This window comes from Lactococcus muris (genome assembly GCF_042849115.1).
GTDB classification, from domain to species: Bacteria; Bacillota; Bacilli; order Lactobacillales; family Streptococcaceae; genus Lactococcus; species Lactococcus muris.
Window position 1 is genome coordinate 64,706 of sequence record NZ_BAAFQO010000003.1, and the last position, 23,992, is coordinate 88,697.

Below are 23,992 nucleotides of genomic sequence, written 5' to 3' on the forward strand. Positions count from 1 at the left end.
AATGGGCAGTAAAGCCTAGCTGTATCAGTTTTTTTAGAAATTTGCTATAATTGAGAATGAAAATCTTTAATAGTTAGGGAAAATAACATGAGCAAGATTACAAAAGAGCAAGTGGAGCATGTGGCAGCATTGTCAAAGCTCAAATTTGAGGAAGACGAAATTGATGCTGTGACGAATCAGTTGGGTAAAATCATTGAAATGGTTGAACAGCTGGAGGAAGTAAATACAGAAAATGTAGAGTTTACGATGAGCGTTGCGGACAACTTAAACCGCATGCGTGAAGATATTGCTGTAGCAGGTGATAATCGTGACGAACTCATGCGAAATGTACCTACGAAACAAGACGGCTATATTAAGGTACCTGCGATGTTGACTGATGGAGGTGATGCGTAATGGCATTGAATGATAAAACAATTAAAGAGTTGCATGACCTCTTAGTCAAAAAGGAAATCTCTGCTGTTGAATTAACACGTGCGACCTTGGAAGATGTGCATGCACGTGAAGCAGCGGTGGGAAGTTTTATCTCCGTTTTAGATGAAGAAGCATTAGCACAAGCAGCTGCCATTGATGCGCGTGGGATTGATGCAACAAAACTCACAGACGGTATTCCCTTAGCAGTTAAAGACAATATTGTGACTAAAAATATTGAAACTACTGCAGCAAGCAAGATTTTATCAGGGTTTATTCCGCCTTATGATGCGACTGTCGTTGAAAAACTTTATGACAATGGCATGATTATTATTGGTAAAGCAAACATGGATGAATTTGCAATGGGAGGCTCAGGGGAAACATCCTTCGTAAAACCGACTCGTAATGCATGGGATCAAACAAAAGTTCCTGGAGGTTCATCTTCGGGATCAGCCAGTGCTGTTGCAAGTGGACAGGTCCGCCTGTCATTAGGCTCAGATACGGGCGGTTCGATTCGTCAGCCGGCTTCTTTCAGTGGTATCGTGGGTCTGAAACCAACTTATGGACGTGTGTCTCGTTATGGTTTGATTGCTTTTTCTAGTTCACTTGACCAAATTGGTCCGTTTTCAGCCACTGTTGAAGAAAATGCACAACTTTTAAATGTTATCTCTGGTAGTGATACCAAGGATGCTACAAGTTCAGAGCTTGCTGTACCTGATTTCACCTCAAAAATTGGTCAAGACATCAAAGGAATGAAGATTGCTTTGCCTAAAGAGTATTTTGGCGAAGGGATTGACCCAGCAGTTAAAGAGCAAATTATGGCGGCAGCGAAACACTTAGAATCTTTAGGGGCTATTGTTGAAGAGGTGAGCTTGCCACATAGTAAGTATGGGGTAGCTGTTTACTACATCATTGCTTCTTCAGAAGCCAGCTCAAACCTGCAACGTTTCGATGGTATCCGCTATGGTTATCGTGCAGAGCATATCGAAAATCTTGAGGATGTCTATGTGAAATCACGTTCAGAAGGCTTTGGCGATGAGGTCAAACGCCGTATCATGCTGGGGACATTTAGTCTTTCTGCAGGTGCCTACGATAAGCACTTTAAAAAGGCTGGACAAGTGCGTACACTGATTATTGAAGACTTTAATAAAGTATTTGCGGATTATGATTTGATTCTTGGCCCAACGGCTCCAACAGTTGCCTTTGGCTTCGATGAAAAATCAAAAGATCCTGTTCAAATGTATCTCTCAGATATCCTCACAATTCCGGTCAACCTTGCGGGATTACCAGGGATTTCGATTCCAGCAGGCTATGTTGAAGGTCTACCTGTTGGGATGCAATTGATTGGTAAGCGTTACGATGAAGAAACAATTTATCAAGTCGCAGCAGCATTTGAAGCAACGACAGATTACCATAAGAAAAAACCAATTATCTTTACAGAAGGAGGGGCAAAATAAGATGAACTTTGAAGCAGTCATTGGACTTGAAGTCCACGTTGAGCTAAACACGAACTCAAAAATTTACAGCCCAACTCCAGCTGAATTTGGTTCTGAACCAAATGTGAATACCAATGTTATTGATTGGGCAATGCCAGGTGTTTTGCCGACTTTGAATAAAGGCGTTGTCGTTGCAGGGATGAAAGCTTCTCTTGCCATGAATATGTCAATTCAAAAGAGTATGCATTTTGATCGTAAAAATTATTTTTACCCTGATAATCCTAAAGCTTACCAAATTTCGCAAGCGGATGAACCTATCGGTTACAATGGCTCTATTGAAATTGAACTTGAAGACGGTACAAAATCGACTATACGTATTGAGCGAGCGCATATTGAAGAAGATGCCGGTAAAAATACGCATGGAACAGATGGCTACTCTTATGTTGACTTGAACCGTCAAGGGGTGCCATTGATTGAGATTGTTTCTGAGCCAGATATGCGCAGTGCCGACGAAGCTTATGCTTATTTGACCGCCTTACGTGAGTTGATTCTCTACACAGGTATTTCTGATGTGAAGATGGAAGAAGGCTCAATGCGTTGTGACGCCAATATTTCATTGCGTCCTTATGGTCAAGAAGAGTTTGGTGTTAAAACAGAAGTGAAAAACATGAACTCTTTCAGTAATGTGAAGAAAGCCTTAGCCTTCGAAATTGAGCGTCAAGCGAAGATTCTTCGTTCTGGTGGCGAAATTCGTCAAGAAACACGCCGTTTTGATGATAAAACAGGTGAAACTATCTTGATGCGTGTTAAAGAGGGGGCTTCGGATTACCGTTATTTCCCTGAGCCAGATTTGCCACGTATTGAAATTTCTGAAGCTTGGGTTGACGAAGTTCGTGCAGAACTTCCTGAGTTCGCAGCAGCGCGTCGTGTGCGTTATGTAGAGGAAATGGGCCTCAGTGAATATGATGCACGCCAGTTGACAACTTCAAAAGATGTCTCTGACTTCTTTGAAGCAGCTGTTAAATGTGGTGGTGATGCCAAATTGGTATCCAACTGGCTTCAAGGAGAAGTTGCACAATACTTGAACACAGCACATTTGGAACTTAAAGATATTCAATTAACTCCAGAAAATCTTACAGAAATGTTGCGTCTGATTGCGGATGGGACAATTTCATCTAAAATTGCGAAGAAAGTCTTCCTCGAATTAGCTAAAAATGGCGGCTCAGCAGAAGCTTTTGTTAAAAAGGCCGGCTTGGTTCAAATCTCTGATCCAGCTGTACTCTTGCCAATTATTCATGAAGTCTTTGCTAAAAATGAACAATCTGTTGCGGATTATCGTGGAGGTAAGGAAAATGCAGCTAAAGCTTTAGTTGGTCAGCTCATGAAAGCTACAAAAGGACAAGCTAATCCGACAGTAGCGCAAAAACTGCTCTATCAAGAATTGGATAAAGACTAATATAAAAAAATCGTTCAAGGAAGAACGATTTTTTCTTGTGTGTTTTCTCGGTTAAAGCGACGGACCATCCGAATAGTTGTGGGGATTAAAATAGCGGTTGATCCCATCCAAGCAGCAGGATTAGATGAAATAATCACGGTATAATTTAAGAGATTAACACCGATGATAGCCACTGCAGCACGCATGACTAACTCTGCCACACCACAAATCGTCGGAATGCGCGCATTGCCCAATCCCTGTAGTGTTGAGCGCGTGACAAAGAGAATAGCAAGTAGCCAGTAGAAGCCACCATTTACAATATAATAATGTCTAGCCATATCGATAACAGCAGTTTGGTTTGGTGAGATAAAAGCAGTAGTGAAGTAGTAGTTCAAGCTTACTAAAAGAATGGCAAAGCCAATCGCCCAAGAAACAGCAATGAGTAGAGCTTGGAAAAGCCCTTGATTTATTCGTCGATATTGTTTTGCACCATAGTTTTGGGCTCCAAAGGTAGCCATGGCAAGCCCAATCGACATCATTGGCAGCATCGCGATTTGATCAATCTTAGAAACAATAGCTTGAGTGGCGACAGCATTTGTTCCCATAGTGTTAAGTGCTACTTGAAGCGTAATAGAGCCAATGGCGATAATACTAGATTGAAATCCCATGGGGATGCTTAAGCGCGCATGTGTACGTATTTCTTGTGCATTGTAAGCAAGGAGTTTGCGATTAAGATGTAACTCAGGCACCTTGCGTTTAATGTGTAAAACCAGATAGAGTACAGAGATACATTGGGCCAAAATCGTAGCTGCACTTGCCCCTGCTAAGCCTAAATGGAGAACGAGGATTGCGAAATACTCAAAGCTTATATTTAAAATACTGGCGACGATAAGTGCATAGAGTGGTGTCTTGGAATCACCTAAGGCACGGAGCGCATTTGAATAATAAGCATATAGTGTGGTCGCTGTAAGTCCACCTAGCATAATACTCAAAAAAGTATGTGCACCTTCGTAAATCTCAGCAGGAGTTTGCATAAGTTGGAGTAATTGCCCCACAAATAGGACCGATAAGACACTGAGCAAGAGCGAGATAGCTATCGTAAAATACAGCCCTGTCACAAAGGACTTTTTGACAGCATGTGCATCTTTGGCACCAAAGCGTTGCGCAGTAATAATCGTGAGTCCAGCGGTCATGCCCTGAGCAAAACCAACAATTAAAAAGTTGATGGAGCCTGTAGCCCCTACAGAAGCAAGGGCATTTTTCCCTAAAGTTTGACCAACGATTAGTGTATCTGCAGTATTATAGAGCACTTGAAAAAAGTTTCCCAAGAGCAAGGGGAGGGTGAAGGTAATTAAACCTTTGAGGATGTTTCCTTTTGTTAAATCTTTCATAATATTCCTAAATTCTTTGCTTTATACATTGTAAACTTTTTATATGTATTAAACAATAGTCTATCTGTCTTTTTTAGAATATCTTAATTTAGAATAAAAGAAAAGCACCTCAAGGGTGCCAAGAATTAGAATTATTTAGTAACGTTGATTGCTTGAGGTCCGCGTGGACCTTCTTCAAGATCAAAGTTCACTTTTTGACCTTCATCAAGTGTTTTGAAGCCATCAGTTTGAATAGCTGAGAAGTGTACAAACACATCGTTGCCTTCTTCAGTTGTAATGAAGCCAAAACCTTTAGTGGCGTTAAACCATTTTACAGTTCCTTGTGCCATTTGAATACATCCTTTCTTTAGTTTGGTAAATCTTATCGTCGGAAAGCGTGTAACAAAAAAGCACAAACGTTAACTTGAAAAAAACTTACAGCTTTATGATACCATATAAAGTATGGAAAAGAAAGCGCTAATTCGCCAAGAGATGATAAATTTACTGAAAAGTTTTGATCTTGCTGATAAAAGCTACCAAAGTCGGAAAATTATTGAAAAATTTCTTGCTTCTGAACAATGGAGAACAGCAAAAGTCGTTGCGCTCTACATGCCGCAGGAATTTGAATTTGATTTGAAAACTCTTTTTGAACAAAAGGATAAACAAATAGTTATACCCAAGACTTTGCCCAATCGTCACATGATGTTCGTAAAATACAATAAAAATGACTTAGAACGCACAAAATTTGGTATACTAGAACCTAAGTCGAACCAAGAAATTGTTCCTGATTTGATTTTAGTCCCAGGTTTGGCTTGGAATAAAGAGGGATATCGTATTGGTTTTGGGGCAGGATATTATGACCGTTATCTGGCGCATTTTTCTGGTCAGACTGCAAGTCTATATTATGATTTCCAGCAAAAAGACTTTAACCCAGAAACTCATGATATACGCATAGGAGACACATTTACTTATGAACATTGACATGATAAAAAAAGACTTTATGAAGCATAAAGCAACTTATGTTTTATCACTTTTAACAACGATGGTTTGGCTTTACCAATTCTTACGCTATGGTTTAGCTGCAACCTCGGCAATTAATCTTTTTAATACCGGTGCATTATTTCCACCAGCCATTTTGGTTGATCCGACTCAATTATGGCGACTGGTTACACCAATCTTTGTCCATATCGGATGGACGCACTTTCTGATGAATACTCTGACACTCTTTTTTATTGGACGTCAGGTTGAAGCTGTATTTGGTAGCCTTAATTTCAGTTTGATATATATTCTTTCAGGAATTTTTGGGAATGCGGCAACCTTTATTTTTTCACCAAACTCCTTATCTGCGGGCGCTTCAACCTCTATCTTTGGTCTTTTTGCAGCGATTGCAGGAATTGGCTTTTTTACTGGACATCCTTTGCTCAAACAGATTGGAAAGACTTTCACTGTTCTCATTGCCATCAATCTCTTTTTCAATTTGTTTAATTTAAGTACAGTAAACATTTGGTCCCATCTCGGTGGTGCGGTAGGAGGCCTGCTTTTGGCGCCTGTATTTCCACCTAAGTATTTTAAAAATTCTGTACCGATGCAGAATCGCATTTTATCGGGGGTAACAGTTGTGATTCTTTTTATGGTATTTCTTATTTTACCATTCATAAAATAGGTCCCCCAAAATTGAAAAAAGTAATGAGGAAGAGCTATGAAAACACGTGGATTTGAAATTGTAAGTAAATATGAAAATGCTGGACTTGAATTGCCAGTACGCGCAACGAAACAAGCTGCAGGTTATGACCTGTCTGTGGCCGAAAAGCTTGTTATACAGCCGGGGGAAATCAAGTTAGTACCAACAGGACTTAAAGCCTATATGCAAGCTGGAGAGGTGCTCTATCTTTACGATCGTTCATCAAATCCACGCAAAAAAGGTTTGATTCTGATTAATTCAGTTGGTGTTATTGACGGTGATTATTATAATAATCCAAGTAATGAAGGCGAGATATTTGCTCAGATGAAGAACATCACTGAGTCAGAAGTTGTTTTGGAAAAGGGAGAAAGAATTGTTCAAGCGGTCTTTATGCCTTTCTTAGTTGCTGATGGCGATGAGGAAACACTTAAGACCACACGTACAGGCGGTTTTGGCTCCACAGGTCACTAATGAAGAGGCTCAAAAGCTATCGATTGGAGATAGAGTTTTTGTGTTATAATGGTAAAATGGATTTGTTGTGCAATATTTGCTTGAAAGACTTACACTCGTAACTGGAAAAGTTTTCAGCCATCGAGCGTTTTTTTGCGGAAAAATCAAAAAGTTATCCGTCTGTGCCAAATCTTGATGCCTTGCTCAAGTATAAGCAAGTTCCTTTTGCTAAAGGCTTAAAAAATATAAGAGCTAGCTGGTGATAATAGTTTAACTTCTGATTGGAGACAGTGAGTCAGAGGCAGGATAAAAAGAAAGACAAAGAGAAGTATTGAAGGTACTTTCGCTAGGATATCCGTAAGGGGAAGTCAAGTAGAGTTGTTTTTTCTATGTTTAAATAAATAAAACGAGAGAATAAAAAAAACAGAAAGGAAGATAGCGTGCCAAAAGAAGTTGATGAATCAAAATTAAATTATAATCGTTTTCCCGGTGAGCATGTGATTTCCAATGGTGATATTGTAAAAGTAGGCGGGAAGACTTTTCATTTGGTCTACAATTACCGTGAGGGGTTTGATGCTGAAAAGTTAGAACAGCGTTTCAGTGATATTTTCGATAAATATGATTATATTGTTGGTGACTGGGGCTTCGAACAGCTGCGATTAAAAGGTTTCTTTTCAACCAGTAGAAAAAAAATGCAGTCTGAAAATAAAATAGATCGATTAGAAGACTATATTAATGAATACTGTAATTATGGTTGCGCCTATTTTGTTTTGCGACGTGTACGTTCACAAGATGAAGCATACACATCTGAACGTGTGTTTGAAGATAAACCGCGTCATCCAAAATTTGATAGGCTTCGTCAGCGGAATAATCGAAGTAAAGATCGAAACAGTCAGAAAAAACAGAAGAAAAATGAGAAAAAATATTTTGAAACTCGCGATAAATCAACGAAAATCAACAGTAAAATGAATGAAAATGAGAAAAATGACAAAGTTTCTCATTCTAAATCTAATTTTATAATGCGCGAACGCTCAAAAACAATAAAATAGACAAATATCAAAAAGTGTCTAAAAAACTATTGAATAATATACATAAAAAATGGATTAAGGACTGATTTGCTAAAAATATCGGAGATATAATGGAAAAACAAACAATTTATGGCTTAACACGTGATCAGCTGATTGACTGGGCAATCGAAAATGGTGAAAAAAAATTTCGGGCTACACAAGTATGGGATTGGCTTTATAGAAAACGTGTTCAAACTTTTGAGGAAATGACAAACTTATCGAAGGATTTTATTGCGAAGCTAAAGGCGCACTTTATCATGAATCCTTTGGAACAAGTGGTCGTCCAAGAGTCAGAAGATGGGACGGTTAAATACCTTTTCATGTTACCAGACAAAATGATGATTGAAACTGTCTTGATGCGCCAATCTTATGGTTTATCTGTATGTGTGACTACACAAGTTGGCTGCAATATGGGCTGTACTTTTTGCGCCTCTGGTATTCTGAAAAAAGAGCGTGATGTCACAGCTGGGGAGATTGTTGCGCAAATTATGCTGGTTCAAAAATATTTTGACGAAAAAGGTCAAGATGAACGTGTATCCCATGTTGTTGTTATGGGAATTGGTGAACCTTTTGACAACTATGTAAACTTGATGAACTTTTTACGCATAATCAATGATGACAATGGTTTGGCTATCGGAGCCCGCCATATCACAGTGTCAACTTGTGGTTTCATGCCTGCTAAGATCAAAGAATTTGCTAATGAAAATTTACAAGTGAACTTGGCTATTTCTTTACATGCACCAAATAATGCACTGCGTACAAGCTTTATGCGTATTACACGTAATGCTCCCTTGGAGAAACTTTTTGAAGCTATTGATTACTATACTGAGACGACCAATCGTCGTGTAACTTATGAGTACATCATGCTTTCAGGAGAAAATGACACGCCTGAGATTGCTCAAGAATTGGCTGATTTGCTAAAACCAAGAAAGAAACTTGCTTATGTCAACTTGATTCCTTACAATCCAGTTGCAGAGCACATCAGATATGAACGCTCAACACAGGGTGATACGGCGAAATTTTATGATGTTCTTAAGAAAAATGGAATCAACTGTGTAGTGCGTCAAGAGCATGGTACAGACATTGATGCTGCCTGTGGACAACTCAGAAGTAAACAGATTAGAAAAAAAGAAGAAAATTAAATAAAAATAAAAAGGAACCGCTTGCTGCCCTTAACCGTGCTATTGCTGGTTTCTTTTTGTATATTTATTATTAATTATAAAATGAAAGCGCATTATTATAATGAACGTTGATTTGCATTTAAAAAAAGATTAAACTATAATAAAGGTGTTGGGAGCGCTTTTACAATTTTTAATTTATAATAGATTTACTTAAGAAAGGATGCTTATCTCATGGAAAAAGCAATCAATGTCAACTCAGAAATCGGGAAACTTAAATCAGTTCTCCTTCATCGTCCAGGTGCTGAAGTAGAAAACATCACACCAGACACAATGCATCAGCTTTTGTTTGATGATATCCCTTACCTAAAGATTGCACAGAAGGAACACGATTTCTTTGCACAAACATTGCGTGATAACGGTGCAGAAACAGTCTATATCGAAGACCTTGCTGCAGATGTTTTCCAAACGGAAAGTGTTAAAAAAGACTTCTTGGCACGTCTCTTGCACGAGGCTGGCTATCGTCCAGGGCGTACACTTGATGGCTTGACAGAGTATTTGACAAGTATGGATACAAAAGCAATGGTTGATAAAATCTATGCAGGTGTTCGTAAAAACGAATTGGACCTTCAACGTACAGTACTTAGTGACATGGCTGGTTCTGATGCTGAAAATCATTTTTACCTCAATCCATTGCCAAACGCCTACTTTACACGTGACCCGCAAGCATCTATGGGTGTAGGGATGACTATCAATAAAATGACTTTCCCAGCACGTCAACCTGAATCTTTGATTACAGAGTACGTTATGGCACATCACCCACGCTTTAAAGATACTCCAATCTGGCGTGACCGCAACCATACAACACGTATCGAAGGCGGGGACGAACTAGTTCTTAACAAACATACTGTGGCAATCGGTGTTTCTGAGCGTACTTCATCTAAGACGATTCAAGCATTGGCTAAAGAGCTTTTCGCAAACCCATTGTCAACCTTTGACACTGTACTTGCAGTTGAAATTCCACATAACCACGCAATGATGCACTTGGACACTGTATTTACAATGATTAATCACGATCAGTTTACAGTATTCCCAGGAATCTTTGACGGCTCTGGAAATATCAATGCCTTCATCTTGCGTCCAGGTAAGGATGGTGAGGTTGAAATTGAACACTTAACAGATCTCAAAGCTGCACTTAAGAAAGTATTAGACTTGTCAGAACTTGACTTGATTGAATGCGGCAATGGTGACCCTATTGTTGCACCACGTGAACAATGGAATGACGGTTCAAATACATTGGCAATCGCTCCGGGTGAAATTGTCACTTATGACCGTAACTATGTCACTATCGAATTGCTCAAAGAACATGGTGTCAAAGTTCATGAAATTCTTTCAAGTGAGTTAGCACGTGGACGTGGTGGAGCACGTTGTATGTCTCAACCGCTATGGCGTGAAGATATCTAAAACAGTTCACTTAAAACTGCTTGGTTTACAGACACTGTCAATAAGCTTGACAGTTCTCGAACTCAAAACTCCAAGCAGATGCCATTATAATCTTATTTCAAAAAACAAAAAAATATTTAATTGAGGAGAAAAATAAATGCAAACACCAAAAATCAATTCAGTTTTCCAAGGACGTTCATTTTTAGCAGAAAAAGACTTTACACCTGCAGAAATTCAATACCTTATTGATTTCGCTATCCATTTGAAAGCTTTGAAGAAAAATAACATTCCGCACCACTACCTAGAAGGAAAAAATATCGCCTTGCTTTTTGCCAAAACTTCTACACGTACACGTGCAGCTTTCACCACTGCGGCGATTGACCTTGGTGCGCACCCTGAATATCTCGGTAAGGACGATATCCAACTTGGTATTAAAGAATCTACTGAAGACACAGCACGTGTTCTGGGGTCAATGTTTGATGCGATTGAACGTCGTGGTTTCTCACAAAAAGAAGTGGAAGACTTGGCAAAATACTCAGGTGTTCCTGTATGGAATGGTTTGACTGATGATTGGCATCCAACTCAAATGATTGCCGACTATATGACAATCAAGGAAGAATTTGGCTACCTTAAAGGTCTTAAACTTGCTTATGTTGGTGATGGACGCAACAACATGGCCAACTCTCTAATCGTAACAGGTGCAATGCTTGGCGTTAGCGTAACTATCGTGGCGCCTGAATCACTCCAACCATCAGAAGAAGTTATGGAAATCGCGCGCAAATTTGCAGCTGAATCAGGTGCAAAACCAGAAACAACTGCAGATATCGAAGCAGGGGTTAAAGGCGCAAACATTATCTACTCCGACGTATGGGTATCTATGGGTGAGTCAAACTGGGAAGAACGTGTTGAGCTCCTCACTCCATACCGTGTCACAATGGATATGATGAAATTGACTGGAACTCCAGATGAAGAACTCATCTTCATGCACTGCTTGCCAGCTTTCCACGATACTGAAACTGAATATGGTAAAGAAATCAAAGAAGAATATGGCTTGACTGAAATGGAAGTCACTGACGAAGTGTTCCGCTCTAAATACGCCCGTCAATTTGAGGAAGCTGAAAACCGTATGCACTCAATTAAAGCAATTATGGCAGCAACTTTGGGTAATCTCTTCATTCCAGATGTGCCAAGTATCAAATAATTGGTGTTGAATTTGATTTTTTCCGGATTTGACAGACTTTCCACTTTCGCTGATGCCAGTGGGAAGTTTGCACAAATCTGGAAAAAATATTTTAAGCTCCCTCTATAACTCTTGTTTTGAAAAGGTCAGATCCCAAATATATTATCATCGTGTTGAAGACTTTTTTAAAGCATATGACTTTATGAAAAAATAGGTAGTAATATGGAAGTAGAAAATAAAAAAGGAATTGGGCTCATGGCCCTTGTAGCCATTATTGTTTCAGGAGCAATTGGTGGTGGGGTATTCAACCTCTCAAATGATTTAGCTCGTGGCGCTACACCAGGTGGTGTTGTTATTTCGTGGCTCTTTATCGGTTTTGGTATTTTAATGCTCGTTTTGAGCTTGAACTATCTTGTAGTAAATAAGCCTGAACTTTCAGGTGTTTCAGACTATGCTCGCGCAGGATTTGGTGATTTTGCTGGCTTCTTATCAGGATGGGGGTACTGGTTGTCTGCTTGGGCAGGTAACGTTGCCTTTGCTGTATTGATGATGACCTCGGTCAATTATTTCTTTCCTGGGGTCTTTGCCAACGATGACGGTTCTTTAACTGTTTTATCAGTAATTGTTGTTTCTGTTGTCTCATGGGCTTTAACAGCACTTGTTATTCGTGGTGTCGAAGGAGCAGCAGTTATTAATGCTATCGTTCTCATCGCAAAATTAATCCCAATCGTAATTTTTGCAGTTGTTGCTATTGTCATGTTCAAAGCGGGAATTTTCACAGAGCATTTTTGGCAAAATGTAGCGATTAATGCAGATGGTTCAGCGGCCTTTACAAATATGACAGCATCAGGCTTAGTAGAACAAATTCAAAATTCTCTGATGGTCATGATTTGGGTCTTCGTTGGTATTGAAGGCGCTGCGATGATGGGTGACCGTGCCAAGAAAAAATCAGATGCAGGTAAAGCCTCCATTATTGGTTTACTTACCCTGTTAGTTATCTATATCTTGCTCTCACTCTTGCCATACGGTTATTTGGATCAAGCAACATTGGCAAGCATACCACAACCAGGTATGGTTGGAATCCTACGTGAAATGGTTGGCCCTTGGGGCGGGAATTTGATGGCTATTGGCTTGATTATCTCACTTCTCGGTGCTTGGTTGTCTTGGACAATGCTTCCGGTGGAGGCGACTTCTCAACTGGCTTCACAAAAACTTTTACCTGCATGGTTTGGGAAAGAAAATAAGGCTGGTGCACCTGTCAATTCATTATTGTTGACTCAAGGTTTTGTACAACTCTTTATTATCATTACCTACTTTGCCTCAGATGCCTATAATGTATTTGTATATCTTTGTACGGCTGTAATCATGGTCTGCTACGCTTTGGTAGGTGCCTACATGTTTAAAGTTGGTTTAGTGGAAAAATCACCGAGAAATATCTTAATAGGTTTCTTCGCTATGGCCTTCCAGATTGTTGCCCTTTATCTGAGCGGTTGGGAATTTGTATGGATGTCCGCTATCCTTTACGTTGTTGGCTTTGTTCTCTATATTCGCGCGAAACGAGAAAATAACAGAAGTATTTCTTCAAGAGAATGGTTTGCCATCATTGTGTTCACACTTGCAGCTTTACTAGCTCTTTATGGACTTCTTGCCAATCAATTTGGTTTAAGAGAGTTGCTCGGTATTTAAGAATAAAAAAGATGAAATTTTTGATTAATCAGAAATTTTATTCTTTGATGCGCAAAGTAAGCGCTTAAATAATAAGAAATAGGAGAAAATAATTTATGGTTAGACGTATTGTAGTTGCTCTTGGTGGTAATGCTATTTTGACAAATGATCCGACAGCAAAAGCACAACAAGAAGCCTTGGAAGTTACAGCAAGTCAATTGATTCCACTTATCAAAAACAACGATGTAGAAATCATTGTCACTCATGGGAACGGACCACAGGTTGGAAATTTGCTCTTACAACAATTGGGATCAGACAGTGAAAAAAATCCAGCTATGCCTTTAGACACAGCAGTTGCTATGACTCAAGGACAAATCGGTTACTGGATGAGTCAGGCTTTCACTAAGGCTCTACTTAAGGAAGGTTTAGGACATATCCCAGTTGCCTCAGTTGTAACCCGCGTTGTTGTTGATGGCAATGATCCAGCCTTTGAAAACCCAACAAAACCTATTGGACCGTTTTATGATGAAGTGCAGATGAATAAGATGCAGGAACAATATCCAGATTGGAAATTTGTTGAAGATTCGGGCCGTGGCTATCGCCGTGTTGTAGCAAGTCCAAAACCTGAGCGTATCGTCGAAGCAGAAGCAATTAAGCCTCTATTAGATGCTGCAGTTTTGACAACAGTATCAGGCGGCGGTGGTATTCCTGTAGTTGCCAATGAAGATGGGACATACACAGGTGTGGAAGCTGTTATCGACAAAGACTTCTCAGCCGCTAAACTTGCAGAACTCGTTGACGGTGATGAACTGGTTATCTTGACAGGTGTTGACAATGTTTTCGTCAATTACAACAAACCTGATCAAAAGAAATTGGAAAAGGTTACCTTGTCTGAGATTGGGGCCTACTTGGAAGAAGGACAATTCGCTGCAGGTTCTATGAAGCCAAAAGTTGAAGCAGCCATGGCTTTTGTAGAACGTACAGGACGTGCTGCAACGATTACCTCACTTGAAAATCTTGAAGATTTCTTGGCAAATGGTTCAGGGACAACAATTGTTGCGGATTAAAATGTGAAAGGCTGCGTTTACGTGGCCTTTTTCCTATGATTTGGAGGAGCCAATGAGAAATTTTAGAGAAGTAGAAGAGCTGATGGCCAAACTAAAAATTCCATATCAAATAGTGGAACATCCAGCAAGTTATTCTACAGAAGAATCAGATAAATATATCGAAGGACATGAAGGGTGTAGGTCGAAAACTTTAGTTTTGGCCAATAAAAAGTCCACGCAATTCTATATGGTTATTATGGATGACAGTAAGCGAGTGGAGATGAACAAGCTTGGGGAGGTACTTGGAGTAAATCGCCTGCATTTTGCATCAGAAGAACGCTTAGAAAGCATGTTGGGGCTCCAACCAGGGATTGTTTCTATTTATGGTTTGGTTGATAATAAAATGGATAATATGCACGTTTACTTTGATCGAGAAATGCTTGAGGAGCATGACATTATGACTTTTCATCCAAATGACAATACAAAGACAATATTCTTTCCTATGGAAGATTGCTTTAAAATACTGGAGTCACAAGGATATACTTATGCTATAATTGATTTTTGAGATATGGAGGAGTAGCTTATGAAAATAAATGGTTTTGGAGTTGAAGAATGGCTTAATGTGTGGGAAAAGTCAGCAGTATATGATATTGCACAGTCAACGATTTCATCTATGACCCTGCAAGAGATATTAGATTTAGAAGCGGATAAGGGGCAAGGCTTTATGTCGGCTCTTATGCAGGAGAAATTCAATTATGGCTGGATTGAGGGGTCTCCTGAATTTAAAAAAGAAGTGGCTAAACTTTATACTGATGTTCCTGCAGAAAATATCTTAGCAACAAATGGAGCAACTGGTGCAAATCATCTCGTACTGTATAGCCTGATTGAGCCGGGGGATCATGTTATTGCAGAATACCCAAGCTATCAGCAGCTCTATGATATTCCTCGGTCTTTGGGAGCAGAAGTTGATTTCTGGCAGATCTATGAGCGTGAAAATTGGTACCCTCGTCTAGAAGAGTTACGCCAGATGATGCGACCAAACACCAAGATGATTTGTCTGAATAATGCCAACAACCCCACAGGAACGACATTAAACCGTGCATTTTTGCAAGAAGTAGTAGACTTGGCTAAGACGGTTGGTGCTTATGTATTAGTTGATGAAGTTTATTTACCATTAGATGACTCAGAGGACTATGTACCCATTGCTGACTTGTATGAGAAAGGGATTTCCACCAATTCTTTGTCTAAAACTTACTCTGTTCCAGGTGTGCGCCTGGGCTGGGTAGCAACTCAGGACGAAAAACTGACCGATGTGTTTCGGAAATATAGGGATTATACAATGATTTGCTGTGGCGTTTTTGATGATGCCTTGGGAACTTTGGTTTTAAAGCATCGGGACAAAGTTCTTGCACGTAATAAAGCAATTGTAAATAAGAACCTCGAAATCTTGCGTGAGTGGGTTGAAAATGAACCCTTGGTTTCAATGATATATCCAAAGTCTGTTTCGACAAGCTTTGTAAAATTTGAAGAATTGGATCCAGAAAAAACGGAAGAATTTTGCATAGAATTACTAAAAAGCAAGGGAGTTCTTTTAGTTCCGGGAAATAGGTTTGACTTACCGGGCTATGCAAGATTAGGGTATTGTACAAACGAAGCGACCTTACGCGAGGGCTTAGCTGCTTTATCTCAATTTTTGCGAGAATATGACAAATAAGATAATAAGAGGCTTTGAGCCTCTTTTTCTATACCAAAAATTTCCAAATTTGGTACAATAATGAAAGGAGGATTTCCATGGATTTTGTAAAAATTAATAAAGAACGCCACGCTGTAAAAACATTTGACGGTAAAAAAATACCGACAGTAGATGTGAAACAGATTATCTCTGCTGCGAGCTTAGCACCTTCTGCGCATAACATCCAACCTTGGCATTTTGTGATTATAGAAAGTCAGCAGAAGCGTCAAGCGCTTTTATCAGAAGTTAAGGGAAAGAATGGGCAGCAGGTTAAAGAAGCGGGAGCTGTTATTGCTATTTTTAGTGATACAAATCTTTCAGAACGCTCAAGCGAAATTGCTCGCATAGGAGCTGGAGAACTTGACAGCGAGCAATTGCAACGTTTTAATAGTCGTTATCCACAAATGTTTGAAAGCATGGATGAGCTGATGGAGGCAAGCTACCTATCCTTGAATATAGGCTTTGTGACAATGAATCTCATGTATGCCATCAAAAATAGAGGGTATGAAGGAAATGTCATTCTTGGTTTTGATCGTACAGAGCGTGTGAACGAAATTCTTGAAGTTGATAAACGTTATCGTCCAGAACTGCTGGTTGTCCTTGGAACATCAGAGTCTAAAGGTGAAGCAAGTTATCGCTTGCCACAGCAAAACATTATTGAGATTCGTTAAGCATTTGTAAGAAAAACTGGAGTCGTTTATATCGAAATCTAAGGTGAAATTTGCTAGAATAATAGAGACATAAAAATGATAGATATATTAGGGAGCGAAGGAAAAAGTGCTAGATTTTTGGCAGGACTATCCTGAAATTAGAGGAAAACTTATCGCAGTACAGACTTTGATGGCGGAACGTTTGTCAGTAAATAATGCAGACATACGTGATGCATTGCAAAAGTTTACGACACGCGGAGGTAAAATGGTTCGTCCAGCGCTTTTTTTTCTATTTTCTGGCTTATTAAAAGAGGGCAACCAAGACGAAGAGCGCTTGCTTAAAATAGCGGCTAGCTTGGAGTTGCTGCACTCAGCGACCTTGATTCATGATGATATCATCGATGATTCGCCTTTACGCCGAGGTTTACCAAGTGTGGAGGCTCAGTTTGGTAAAGATGTTGCTGTGTATACAGGTGATTTTATCTATACAGTGTATTTTGAACTACTTTGCGAGACGATGGCAGACACGCCATTTTTACCTAGAAATGCAAAGTCAATGAAAAAAATACTGCAAGGTGAACTGACTCAAATGCAGTCAGCGTTTAATGCAGATAACAGCATCCGACACTATCTTAAGGCAATAAGCGGTAAAACGGCAGAATTGTTGAGTCTGGCTTGTTTGGAAGGGGCATATTTTTCAGGCGGAGATAAGCAGATGCAACGGTCAGCTCGAAAAATCGGTTTGGCTATCGGTTTGGCCTTCCAAATATATGATGATGTTTTGAACTTTACTGTAGGTTTAGAGGAGGCTGATAAGCCTATACTGACGGACTTTAGACAGGGAATCTACACATTGCCTCTGCTTTTAGCAAAAGAGGAAGCACCTGAACAGGTTTTACCCTATCTGGTAGCCTCAGACGGTCTCAGCCGTGAGGAATGTATCCAGTTTTCGCAGTTGGTAGCGGATCTGGGTGGCATTACAGGAAGTTTATTTTTAGCCAAACATCTCACGAACCAAGCGCTTTTAGAAATTGAAAAACTTCCCCAATCTCGTAATCGTGAGATTTTAAAGGAAGTTACTCAAACTTTATTACAAAGAAATTATTAAAAATGAATTTTAAAACATTTGCTGAACTCATTGAGTTGAAAGCTAAAGCAGCCAGCGTTTTTCCTTTTTTATTGGGATTGGCTTACTCACTCTATCATTACCAGACGGCCAACTTCTTCCCTTTGTTCCTCTACTTTATCGCTATGTTCTGTTTCAACTGTTTTGTAGACATATGGGACAATTATAATGACTATCATAAGGCTGTGGACACGGAAGATTATAAGAAAAATACCAATATTATTGGGAGAGAAAATCTGTCTCTTAAGACAATACGTACATTGCTCATGTCCTTCTTTTCTCTCTCCTTGTTATTAGGGTTAATCGTAGCTTGGCTGGTGGGTTGGCCTGTCTTTTGGCTCGGACTCTTTTGCTATTTTGTAGGGATTTTTTACTCTGCAGGTCCGAAACCACTATCAAGTTTACCGGTGGGCGAGTTGGCGAGCGGTTTAACAATGGGCTATTTGATTTTTCTGATTTGTGTATATATTAATACGAGTGCGGTTTTTATCTGGGACTTTGAAAGTTTGGGGTCAACCTTTCTCGTTGCCTTGCCAAGTACATTGCTGATTTCAAACCTGATGTTGGCCAATAATACCTGCGATTTGGAAGAAGACGAAGCCAATCATCGTTACACCATTGTGTATTATATTGGCAGAAAGAATGCGTTGCGCTGGTGGACGATGAGTATCGTTGTAGCTTATATTTCTATTGTTGCTGCTGTTGTTCTAAGATTGATTTCCCCGCTTATGCTGATGCTCTTCTTGCTTTTACCTTTTATCGTAAAACAGGCCAGACCTTACTTACAAAGGCAGGTAAAAAAAGAAACATTCATTATTTCAGTGAAAATCCTGCTCATCTTCTCTTTTACCCAGACAATCTTGATGCTTGTATCTTTAGCTATTTAAACTAATGAAGCAAAAAAAGTTCCATAATAAATCCCACAAGATGTGTCACAGAACCCTAAAAAAGCCTTTCAGTTAAGAAGGCTTTTTTGCTAGTCACAGCACTCTGTTTTCGCTGATGTTTCCAGTGCAGAAACACCTTTGACGGGACAGGTTGTTGTGGCACAATCATCGCACGCTCCTTTACCACGGACTGTTTTGCGAATAGAAAAGAAGGTGGCGGTTAAAATAATAACTAAAAGAATACTACTAGCTAAGTTCAAGAGAATGTTCCTCCTTATTTAGTGTAATTTTTGGTTTACGGAAAATGAGATAACTTCCAAAAATCATGAGAAGTAGCGCAGATAAAGTGCTGATATTAAAGGTTTTTTCAAGGACGGAAAAACCGATCTGATAAATAATGAAACTCATACTATATGCAATAGCCGTTTGAAAGCCAACAGCGCGTAAAGTCCATTTTACGTCACCCATTTCCTTATAAATAGCAGATATAGCAGCGATACATGGTGCACATAAAAGATTAAAGACAAGTAAAGAGTAAGCTGCAAGAGAGGTATAACTGCTTTGTAAAGCTGTCCAAATGGCTCTGCCATTATTTTCTGCATCTGCACCCTGCGCATACAATTGACTCATCGTCCCAACGATGGTTTCCTTTGCGATAAGGCCGGTCAAGGTTGCGACAGTTGCTTTCCACTCTCCGAAGCCCAGAGGAGCAAAGATAATACTCAAGTAACCTCCTAATGTGGCCAATATTGATTCCCCCGGTTCAACTTGCGCCAAGGTAAAACTATAATTGGACAAGAACCAAAGACAGACATTAAGGGCAAATATAATAGTTCCAGCACGTTTAATAAAGCTGAGACCACGGTCAAAAGCATACTTTAAGACTGTAGGAAAATGAGGCAGATGATAAGTAGGGAGTTCCATAATGAAGGCAGAGGTATCACCAGCAAACATTTTGGTCTTTTTTAATATGATTCCTGAAAGGATAATCATCGCCATGCCTAAAAAGTAGGCACTAGGAGCTACCCAACTGGTGGAGTGAAAAAATGCGCCAGAAACCAAAGCAATAATCGGCAATTTTGCCGAACAAGGCATAAAGGTTGTGACCATAATCGTGATTTTTCGATCACGCTCCTGTTCAATTGTGCGCGTGGCCATGATTCCAGGAACGCCACATCCAGAAGAAATTAACATTGGGATGAAGGATTTTCCAGATAAACCAAACCGTCTAAAGATGCGGTCCATGACAAATGCCACACGTGCCATATATCCTGAATCTTCAAGAAAGCCCAATAAAAGAAAGAGAATAAAAATTTGGGGGACAAAACCTAAAATAGCTCCAATTCCGGCAAGGACACCGTCGAGGAGAAGTGACTGTACCCAAGGAACAATAGCCCAATAGTCCATCATTTGACGAAGCGTGTTGGGCAGAAAACTGCCAAAAAAATTATCATTTAACCAATCACTGGCAGGTGTACCAATAACTTGAATAGCCAAGAAGTAGACCAACCACATGACAAAGATAAAAATAGGGAGCCCCAACCATTTATTGGTGACGATACTGTCTATCCTATCCGTTAGGTTAAGGCGCCCGTTACTATTACTTGTAACGACAAGGCCTACAATTTGTCCGATTAAATCATAACGTTCATTGACGATGATAGATTCATGATCATCTCCCATTATTTTCTCGGTTATTGCAACAATATTATTCAATTCTTTTCTTTGAGTATCACTAAGACTTTCTAAAGCTAAGGTATCCCCTTCAAAGAGTTTGATTTGTTCAAAACGATTCTCTGCATGAGGGCAAATTTGTCCAATCTCTGCTAAGGCACTTTCAAGACGGTGGTCGTAGTCCAGAGGGTGAATCTCCAAAGGCTGGCAAGCAATCCGTATAACCTCATCCAAGCCACGATTTTTTAGAGCACTTGTGGGTACAACAGGTACCCCCAACATATAAGAGAGTTTTTCTTTGTCTATCTTCTTTCCTTGATATTCCAGTAAATCACTCATGTTTAGAGCAATAACTATAGGAATGTTAAACTCCATAAGCTGTAATGTAAGGTAGAGAGAACGCTCCAAATTAGTAGCATCTATAATATTAAGGAGAATATCTGGTGGGGTTTCTCTAAGATAGTTCCGTGTAACCTGCTCTTCCAAGGTATAAGGTGAGAGTGAATAAGTTCCAGGAAGGTCTTGAATAGCAATGGTTTTGTCTTTTTTATAACGCCCAGTTTTACATTCTACTGTGACACCAGGCCAGTTTCCGACTTGTTGATTGCTTCCGGTCAATATGTTGAAAATACTGGTTTTTCCACTATTGGGATTTCCGATTAAGGCAATTTTGGTCATCTATATTTCCTCTTGATTGGGGATTACTATTTTTATCTTTTCGGCATCAATTTTTCGTAAAGAGAGAGCATAACCTCGGAGATGAAGTTCCATAGGATCGCCTAGAGGGGCAAGCTTATGAACGGTAATGTGCGTACCGCGTGTAATGCCCATATCCATTAAGCGGCGTTTCATTTCTCCTTGACAGTCAATAAAGCGAACGACTCCGGTCTGCCCAGTAGTCAAGGATGAAAGAGAAGATAAGTTCTCTTCGGATTGTTCATTTTTAATCACAATATCTTGCAAGTAGAAGTTACTTAAGGCTAGGCGCGTGTCACCGATTTTTAAAAGAGCATTTTCTCCATCAAGAGAAAGTAGGACGATTTCTTTATCTGATGAAAAACCAAGTTCCCGTAATTTTCCAGCATGTGCGGATTTTAAAATTTTATCGATGTAATATATTTGACCAATTCGGGCTGTATTCAGTGTTTTCATGCGGGCTCCTTCAGCGAAATGTAAAATACATTTGACATTACACTAAGTATAACACGAATCACTTGTAATTTCGAGGAAATTGTGTATAGAGTTCCGCTGTGGAAAGTTTGTGATACTTTCTTGACCGAGGATGTCGGTGTTTCACGTGAAAACAAATAAAAAAACTTGCCTTAAAACGGAAAGCCTATCTAAATGGTAGTTATGGTATTTTTACCGTATCCATTTTAGCAGGCACTGTTTATCATAATTAAAGGCAAGTTTTTTTATTGGATTTACTCTACAGAGAAGATATAAGGGTAAACAGGCTGTTTTCCTTCATGAATCTCTACCTCGAGTTCAGGATAGCGTTTTTCTAGCTCTTTGGCGATGCGTTCAGCGTTTGATTTTTTACCGTCTTCTCCGATATAGATTGCTGCGATTTCGCTGTCTTCATCAATCATTTTTTCGAAAGAAGCAAAGATGGCATCGTTCATTTTCTTGGTTGAAGCGACGATTTTATTATTGACCATACCGAGAGTATCTTTTTTGTGTATTTCGATACCATCAATATTTGTATCGCGGATGGCTTGTGTCACTGAACCAGATTGTACATCTGCTAGAGCAGCAGTCATGCTTGTTTTGTTATCTTCAATAGATTTTGTTGGGTCAAAGCTGAGTAGAGCGGTGAAACCTTGTGGAATGGTTGCGGTTTCAATCACTTCAACAGGAATATCTGCAACTTCAGCAGCAGATTTAGCTGCCATGAAAATATTTTTGTTATTAGGTAAAATAATTACTTTTTCGGCATTCACAGCATCAATAGCTTTGAGGATGTCCTCTGTTGAAGGGTTCATTGTTTGTCCGCCAGAAACGACGTGTTGGACTCCCATTTCACGGAAAATATCGGCGAGACCTTCTCCCGCAGCAATAGCAATCAATCCCCAGTCAGATTTAGAAGTTGAGGTACTGATGTTGTTTGCTTTTTCCTTTTCAGCAACGCCCTCGTTTTGCAGGCGCATGTTATCTACTTTAACTTTAACGAGGCGACCGTATTTGAGTCCTTCTTGCATCACTAAACCAGGGTCTTCAGTATGCACATGGACTTTTACGATCTCGTCATCATCAACCACTAAGAGCGAATTACCGATCCCCGCCAAGTAGGCTTGGAAATTATCGTGATCATAACTTTCGCGCACTGTTGGTCCTTGACCAAGCTCTACCATAATTTCTGTACAGTAGCCGTATTTGATATCGCTTGTAGAGGCACCAGCCACACTGGTTTCAGCCTCATGTTCAAGGTTAATCATGCGCTCCATAGCGCCCAAACCTTGCTCAGGATTTTCAGGAACAAATTCCCCATTGAGAGCCATCAAGAAGCCTTCATAGATGTAGACTAGACCTTGACCGCCTGAGTCAACAACGCCAACTTCTTTAAGGACAGGAAGCATATCTGGAGTTTTAGCTAAAGCAATCTTAGCTCCTTCAAGGGCAGCTTCCATAACTGCTATAGCATCATCTGTTTCGTTTGTCTTACGGTTTGCGAGCTCGGCAGCACCACGAGAAACAGTCAAGATAGTTCCTTCGACAGGTTTCATAACAGCTTTGTAAGCTACTTCTACACCGCTTTGCAAGGCATTTGCCAAATGGATACCGTCAAGTTCATCGTAATCCTTTGCATATTGTGCAAAGCCACGGAAGATTTGACTAAGGATAACTCCAGAGTTGCCACGTGCGCCCATAAGCAAACCTTTGGAAAGAATTTGAGCAACTTGACCAACAGTTTCGGCTGGTTTTTCAGCAACATCTTTGGCGCCATTTGTGATTGTCATCCCCATATTTGTTCCCGTATCACCGTCTGGGACAGGAAAGACGTTAAGAGAATTGACGTATTCAGCTTGTTCGTTAAGGCGACTTGCTGCCGCCTGAATCATTTCTTGAAATTTACTTGCGTTAATATTTGACACTAGTCTTCAACCACCTTCACATTTTGTACATATACATTGACCTTAGCTGCTGCAATGCCAAGTTGATTTTCCAGATTAAAACGGATACGTTCTTGGATGTTTTTGGCAACTTCGCTAATTTTGACACCATAGCTGACAACGACATAAACACCAATGGTTGTTTGATTATCTGCTGTCGTTACGACAACACCTTTAGAATAGTTTTCTTGTCCGAGGATATTACGGAAGTTGTCTTTCACAGCATTTTTACTTGTCATGCCGACAACGCCGAAAATTTCAGTAGTGCTTGCACCAACAACAGTAGCGATAACGTCTGTTGCAATGTCAACATTACCATGTTGAGTATTAATAGTAACGGTCATTTTCATATGCGTGCTGCTGAATTTCACAGCACTTTCCTCCATAATAATTTATGTATCACTTCATTCTACCATAATTTTGTAAAATAGAACAGTTGTTTTATTGGCTTTTTAGTCACTTTTTCCTGATTAGTGATCTGAGTATCCCTTGTTTTAGGAGAAGGCTTCCA

The 23,992-nt window shown here is 39.8% G+C and carries 23 protein-coding genes; 17 read left to right on the top strand and 6 right to left on the bottom strand.

The window, feature by feature from the left end; translation table 11 throughout:
- Window positions 1-87: 87 nt before the first annotated feature.
- Genes gatC through gatB form a run of 3 tightly spaced genes read left to right on the top strand, consistent with a single transcriptional unit; the run spans window position 88 to window position 3,300 of the window.
- Window positions 88-393, top strand: a complete 306-nt coding sequence (gatC, locus tag ACGHCK_RS02750) for an Asp-tRNA(Asn)/Glu-tRNA(Gln) amidotransferase subunit GatC (RefSeq protein WP_202229606.1) — start codon at window positions 88-90, stop codon at window positions 391-393.
- Window positions 393-1,865 carry an Asp-tRNA(Asn)/Glu-tRNA(Gln) amidotransferase subunit GatA gene (gatA, locus tag ACGHCK_RS02755; RefSeq protein WP_251420380.1) on the top strand — a complete coding sequence of 491 codons (1,473 nt, stop codon included), beginning with the start codon at window positions 393-395 and terminating at the stop codon, window positions 1,863-1,865. The genes gatC and gatA overlap by 1 nt, the downstream gene beginning before the upstream one ends.
- 1 nt (window position 1,866) lies before the next feature.
- Complete coding sequence (gene gatB, locus ACGHCK_RS02760; protein ID WP_251420377.1) at window positions 1,867-3,300, top strand: Asp-tRNA(Asn)/Glu-tRNA(Gln) amidotransferase subunit GatB; 1,434 nt, start codon at window positions 1,867-1,869, stop codon at window positions 3,298-3,300.
- Window positions 3,301-3,314: 14 nt separating this feature from the next.
- Here the strand turns inward: gatB and ACGHCK_RS02765 are convergent, their stop codons facing one another.
- Window positions 3,315-4,670: an MATE family efflux transporter gene (locus ACGHCK_RS02765; RefSeq protein WP_251420375.1), complete on the bottom strand. Its 1,356-nt coding sequence runs from the start codon at window positions 4,668-4,670 to the stop codon at window positions 3,315-3,317.
- A gap of 131 nt (window positions 4,671-4,801) precedes the next feature.
- The gene (locus ACGHCK_RS02770; protein ID WP_003135240.1) at window positions 4,802-4,999 is read right to left on the bottom strand and encodes a cold-shock protein; all 198 of its coding nucleotides are present in this window, start codon (window positions 4,997-4,999) and stop codon (window positions 4,802-4,804) included.
- A 112-nt stretch (window positions 5,000-5,111) separates the two neighbouring features.
- Here ACGHCK_RS02770 and ACGHCK_RS02775 point away from each other — a divergent pair, with 112 nt between their 5' ends.
- The 14 genes from ACGHCK_RS02775 to ACGHCK_RS02840 all read left to right on the top strand — a co-directional run bounded on the left by ACGHCK_RS02775 (window position 5,112) and on the right by ACGHCK_RS02840 (window position 18,694).
- Window positions 5,112-5,630, top strand: coding sequence for a 5-formyltetrahydrofolate cyclo-ligase (locus tag ACGHCK_RS02775; protein WP_251420373.1), 519 nt, complete (start codon window positions 5,112-5,114; stop codon window positions 5,628-5,630).
- A complete protein-coding gene (locus ACGHCK_RS02780; RefSeq protein WP_271327882.1) occupies window positions 5,620-6,312 on the top strand; it encodes a rhomboid family intramembrane serine protease in 693 nt (230 codons plus the stop codon). The genes ACGHCK_RS02775 and ACGHCK_RS02780 overlap by 11 nt, the downstream gene beginning before the upstream one ends.
- 36 nt (window positions 6,313-6,348) lie before the next feature.
- The gene (locus ACGHCK_RS02785; RefSeq protein WP_202229618.1) at window positions 6,349-6,801 is read left to right on the top strand and encodes a dUTP diphosphatase; all 453 of its coding nucleotides are present in this window, start codon (window positions 6,349-6,351) and stop codon (window positions 6,799-6,801) included.
- A gap of 419 nt (window positions 6,802-7,220) precedes the next feature.
- A complete protein-coding gene (locus tag ACGHCK_RS02790; RefSeq protein ID WP_271327883.1) occupies window positions 7,221-7,829 on the top strand; it encodes a YutD family protein in 609 nt (202 codons plus the stop codon).
- A gap of 89 nt (window positions 7,830-7,918) precedes the next feature.
- Window positions 7,919-8,989: a dual-specificity RNA methyltransferase RlmN gene (gene rlmN, locus ACGHCK_RS02795; RefSeq protein ID WP_202229622.1), complete on the top strand. Its 1,071-nt coding sequence runs from the start codon at window positions 7,919-7,921 to the stop codon at window positions 8,987-8,989.
- Window positions 8,990-9,199: 210 nt separating this feature from the next.
- Window positions 9,200-10,429, top strand: coding sequence for an arginine deiminase (arcA, locus tag ACGHCK_RS02800; RefSeq protein WP_202229624.1), 1,230 nt, complete (start codon window positions 9,200-9,202; stop codon window positions 10,427-10,429).
- Window positions 10,430-10,565: 136 nt separating this feature from the next.
- Complete coding sequence (argF, locus tag ACGHCK_RS02805; protein ID WP_202229626.1) at window positions 10,566-11,609, top strand: ornithine carbamoyltransferase; 1,044 nt, start codon at window positions 10,566-10,568, stop codon at window positions 11,607-11,609.
- A 201-nt stretch (window positions 11,610-11,810) separates the two neighbouring features.
- Window positions 11,811-13,274 carry a basic amino acid/polyamine antiporter gene (locus tag ACGHCK_RS02810; protein WP_202229628.1) on the top strand — a complete coding sequence of 488 codons (1,464 nt, stop codon included), beginning with the start codon at window positions 11,811-11,813 and terminating at the stop codon, window positions 13,272-13,274.
- 95 nt (window positions 13,275-13,369) lie between these two features.
- Window positions 13,370-14,320: a carbamate kinase gene (gene arcC / locus ACGHCK_RS02815; RefSeq protein ID WP_202229630.1), complete on the top strand. Its 951-nt coding sequence runs from the start codon at window positions 13,370-13,372 to the stop codon at window positions 14,318-14,320.
- A gap of 52 nt (window positions 14,321-14,372) precedes the next feature.
- Entirely contained in the window at window positions 14,373-14,864 is a 492-nt protein-coding gene (locus ACGHCK_RS02820; protein ID WP_251420368.1) for a prolyl-tRNA synthetase associated domain-containing protein, read from the top strand.
- An 18-nt stretch (window positions 14,865-14,882) separates the two neighbouring features.
- A complete protein-coding gene (locus ACGHCK_RS02825; RefSeq protein ID WP_202229632.1) occupies window positions 14,883-16,013 on the top strand; it encodes an aminotransferase in 1,131 nt (376 codons plus the stop codon).
- Between the two features lie 77 nt (window positions 16,014-16,090).
- The gene (locus tag ACGHCK_RS02830) at window positions 16,091-16,702 is read left to right on the top strand and encodes a nitroreductase family protein (RefSeq protein WP_251420366.1); all 612 of its coding nucleotides are present in this window, start codon (window positions 16,091-16,093) and stop codon (window positions 16,700-16,702) included.
- A gap of 106 nt (window positions 16,703-16,808) precedes the next feature.
- Window positions 16,809-17,789, top strand: a complete 981-nt coding sequence (locus tag ACGHCK_RS02835) for a polyprenyl synthetase family protein (RefSeq protein ID WP_202229636.1) — start codon at window positions 16,809-16,811, stop codon at window positions 17,787-17,789.
- A 2-nt stretch (window positions 17,790-17,791) separates the two neighbouring features.
- Window positions 17,792-18,694, top strand: coding sequence for a prenyltransferase (locus ACGHCK_RS02840; protein WP_202229638.1), 903 nt, complete (start codon window positions 17,792-17,794; stop codon window positions 18,692-18,694).
- 246 nt (window positions 18,695-18,940) lie between these two features.
- Here ACGHCK_RS02840 and feoB read toward each other — a convergent pair whose 3' ends face one another.
- From feoB to ACGHCK_RS02860, 4 genes are all read right to left on the bottom strand, one after another.
- Window positions 18,941-21,046, bottom strand: coding sequence for a ferrous iron transport protein B (gene feoB, locus ACGHCK_RS02845; RefSeq protein ID WP_271327884.1), 2,106 nt, complete (start codon window positions 21,044-21,046; stop codon window positions 18,941-18,943).
- Window positions 21,047-21,520, bottom strand: coding sequence for a FeoA family protein (locus ACGHCK_RS02850; protein WP_202229642.1), 474 nt, complete (start codon window positions 21,518-21,520; stop codon window positions 21,047-21,049).
- Between the two features lie 272 nt (window positions 21,521-21,792).
- Window positions 21,793-23,463 (bottom strand): DAK2 domain-containing protein, encoded by a 1,671-nt coding sequence (locus tag ACGHCK_RS02855; RefSeq protein WP_251420360.1) that lies wholly within the window; start codon window positions 23,461-23,463, stop codon window positions 21,793-21,795.
- A complete protein-coding gene (locus ACGHCK_RS02860) occupies window positions 23,463-23,825 on the bottom strand; it encodes an Asp23/Gls24 family envelope stress response protein (RefSeq protein ID WP_202229754.1) in 363 nt (120 codons plus the stop codon). The genes ACGHCK_RS02855 and ACGHCK_RS02860 overlap by 1 nt, the downstream gene beginning before the upstream one ends.
- Window positions 23,826-23,992 lie beyond the last annotated feature (167 nt).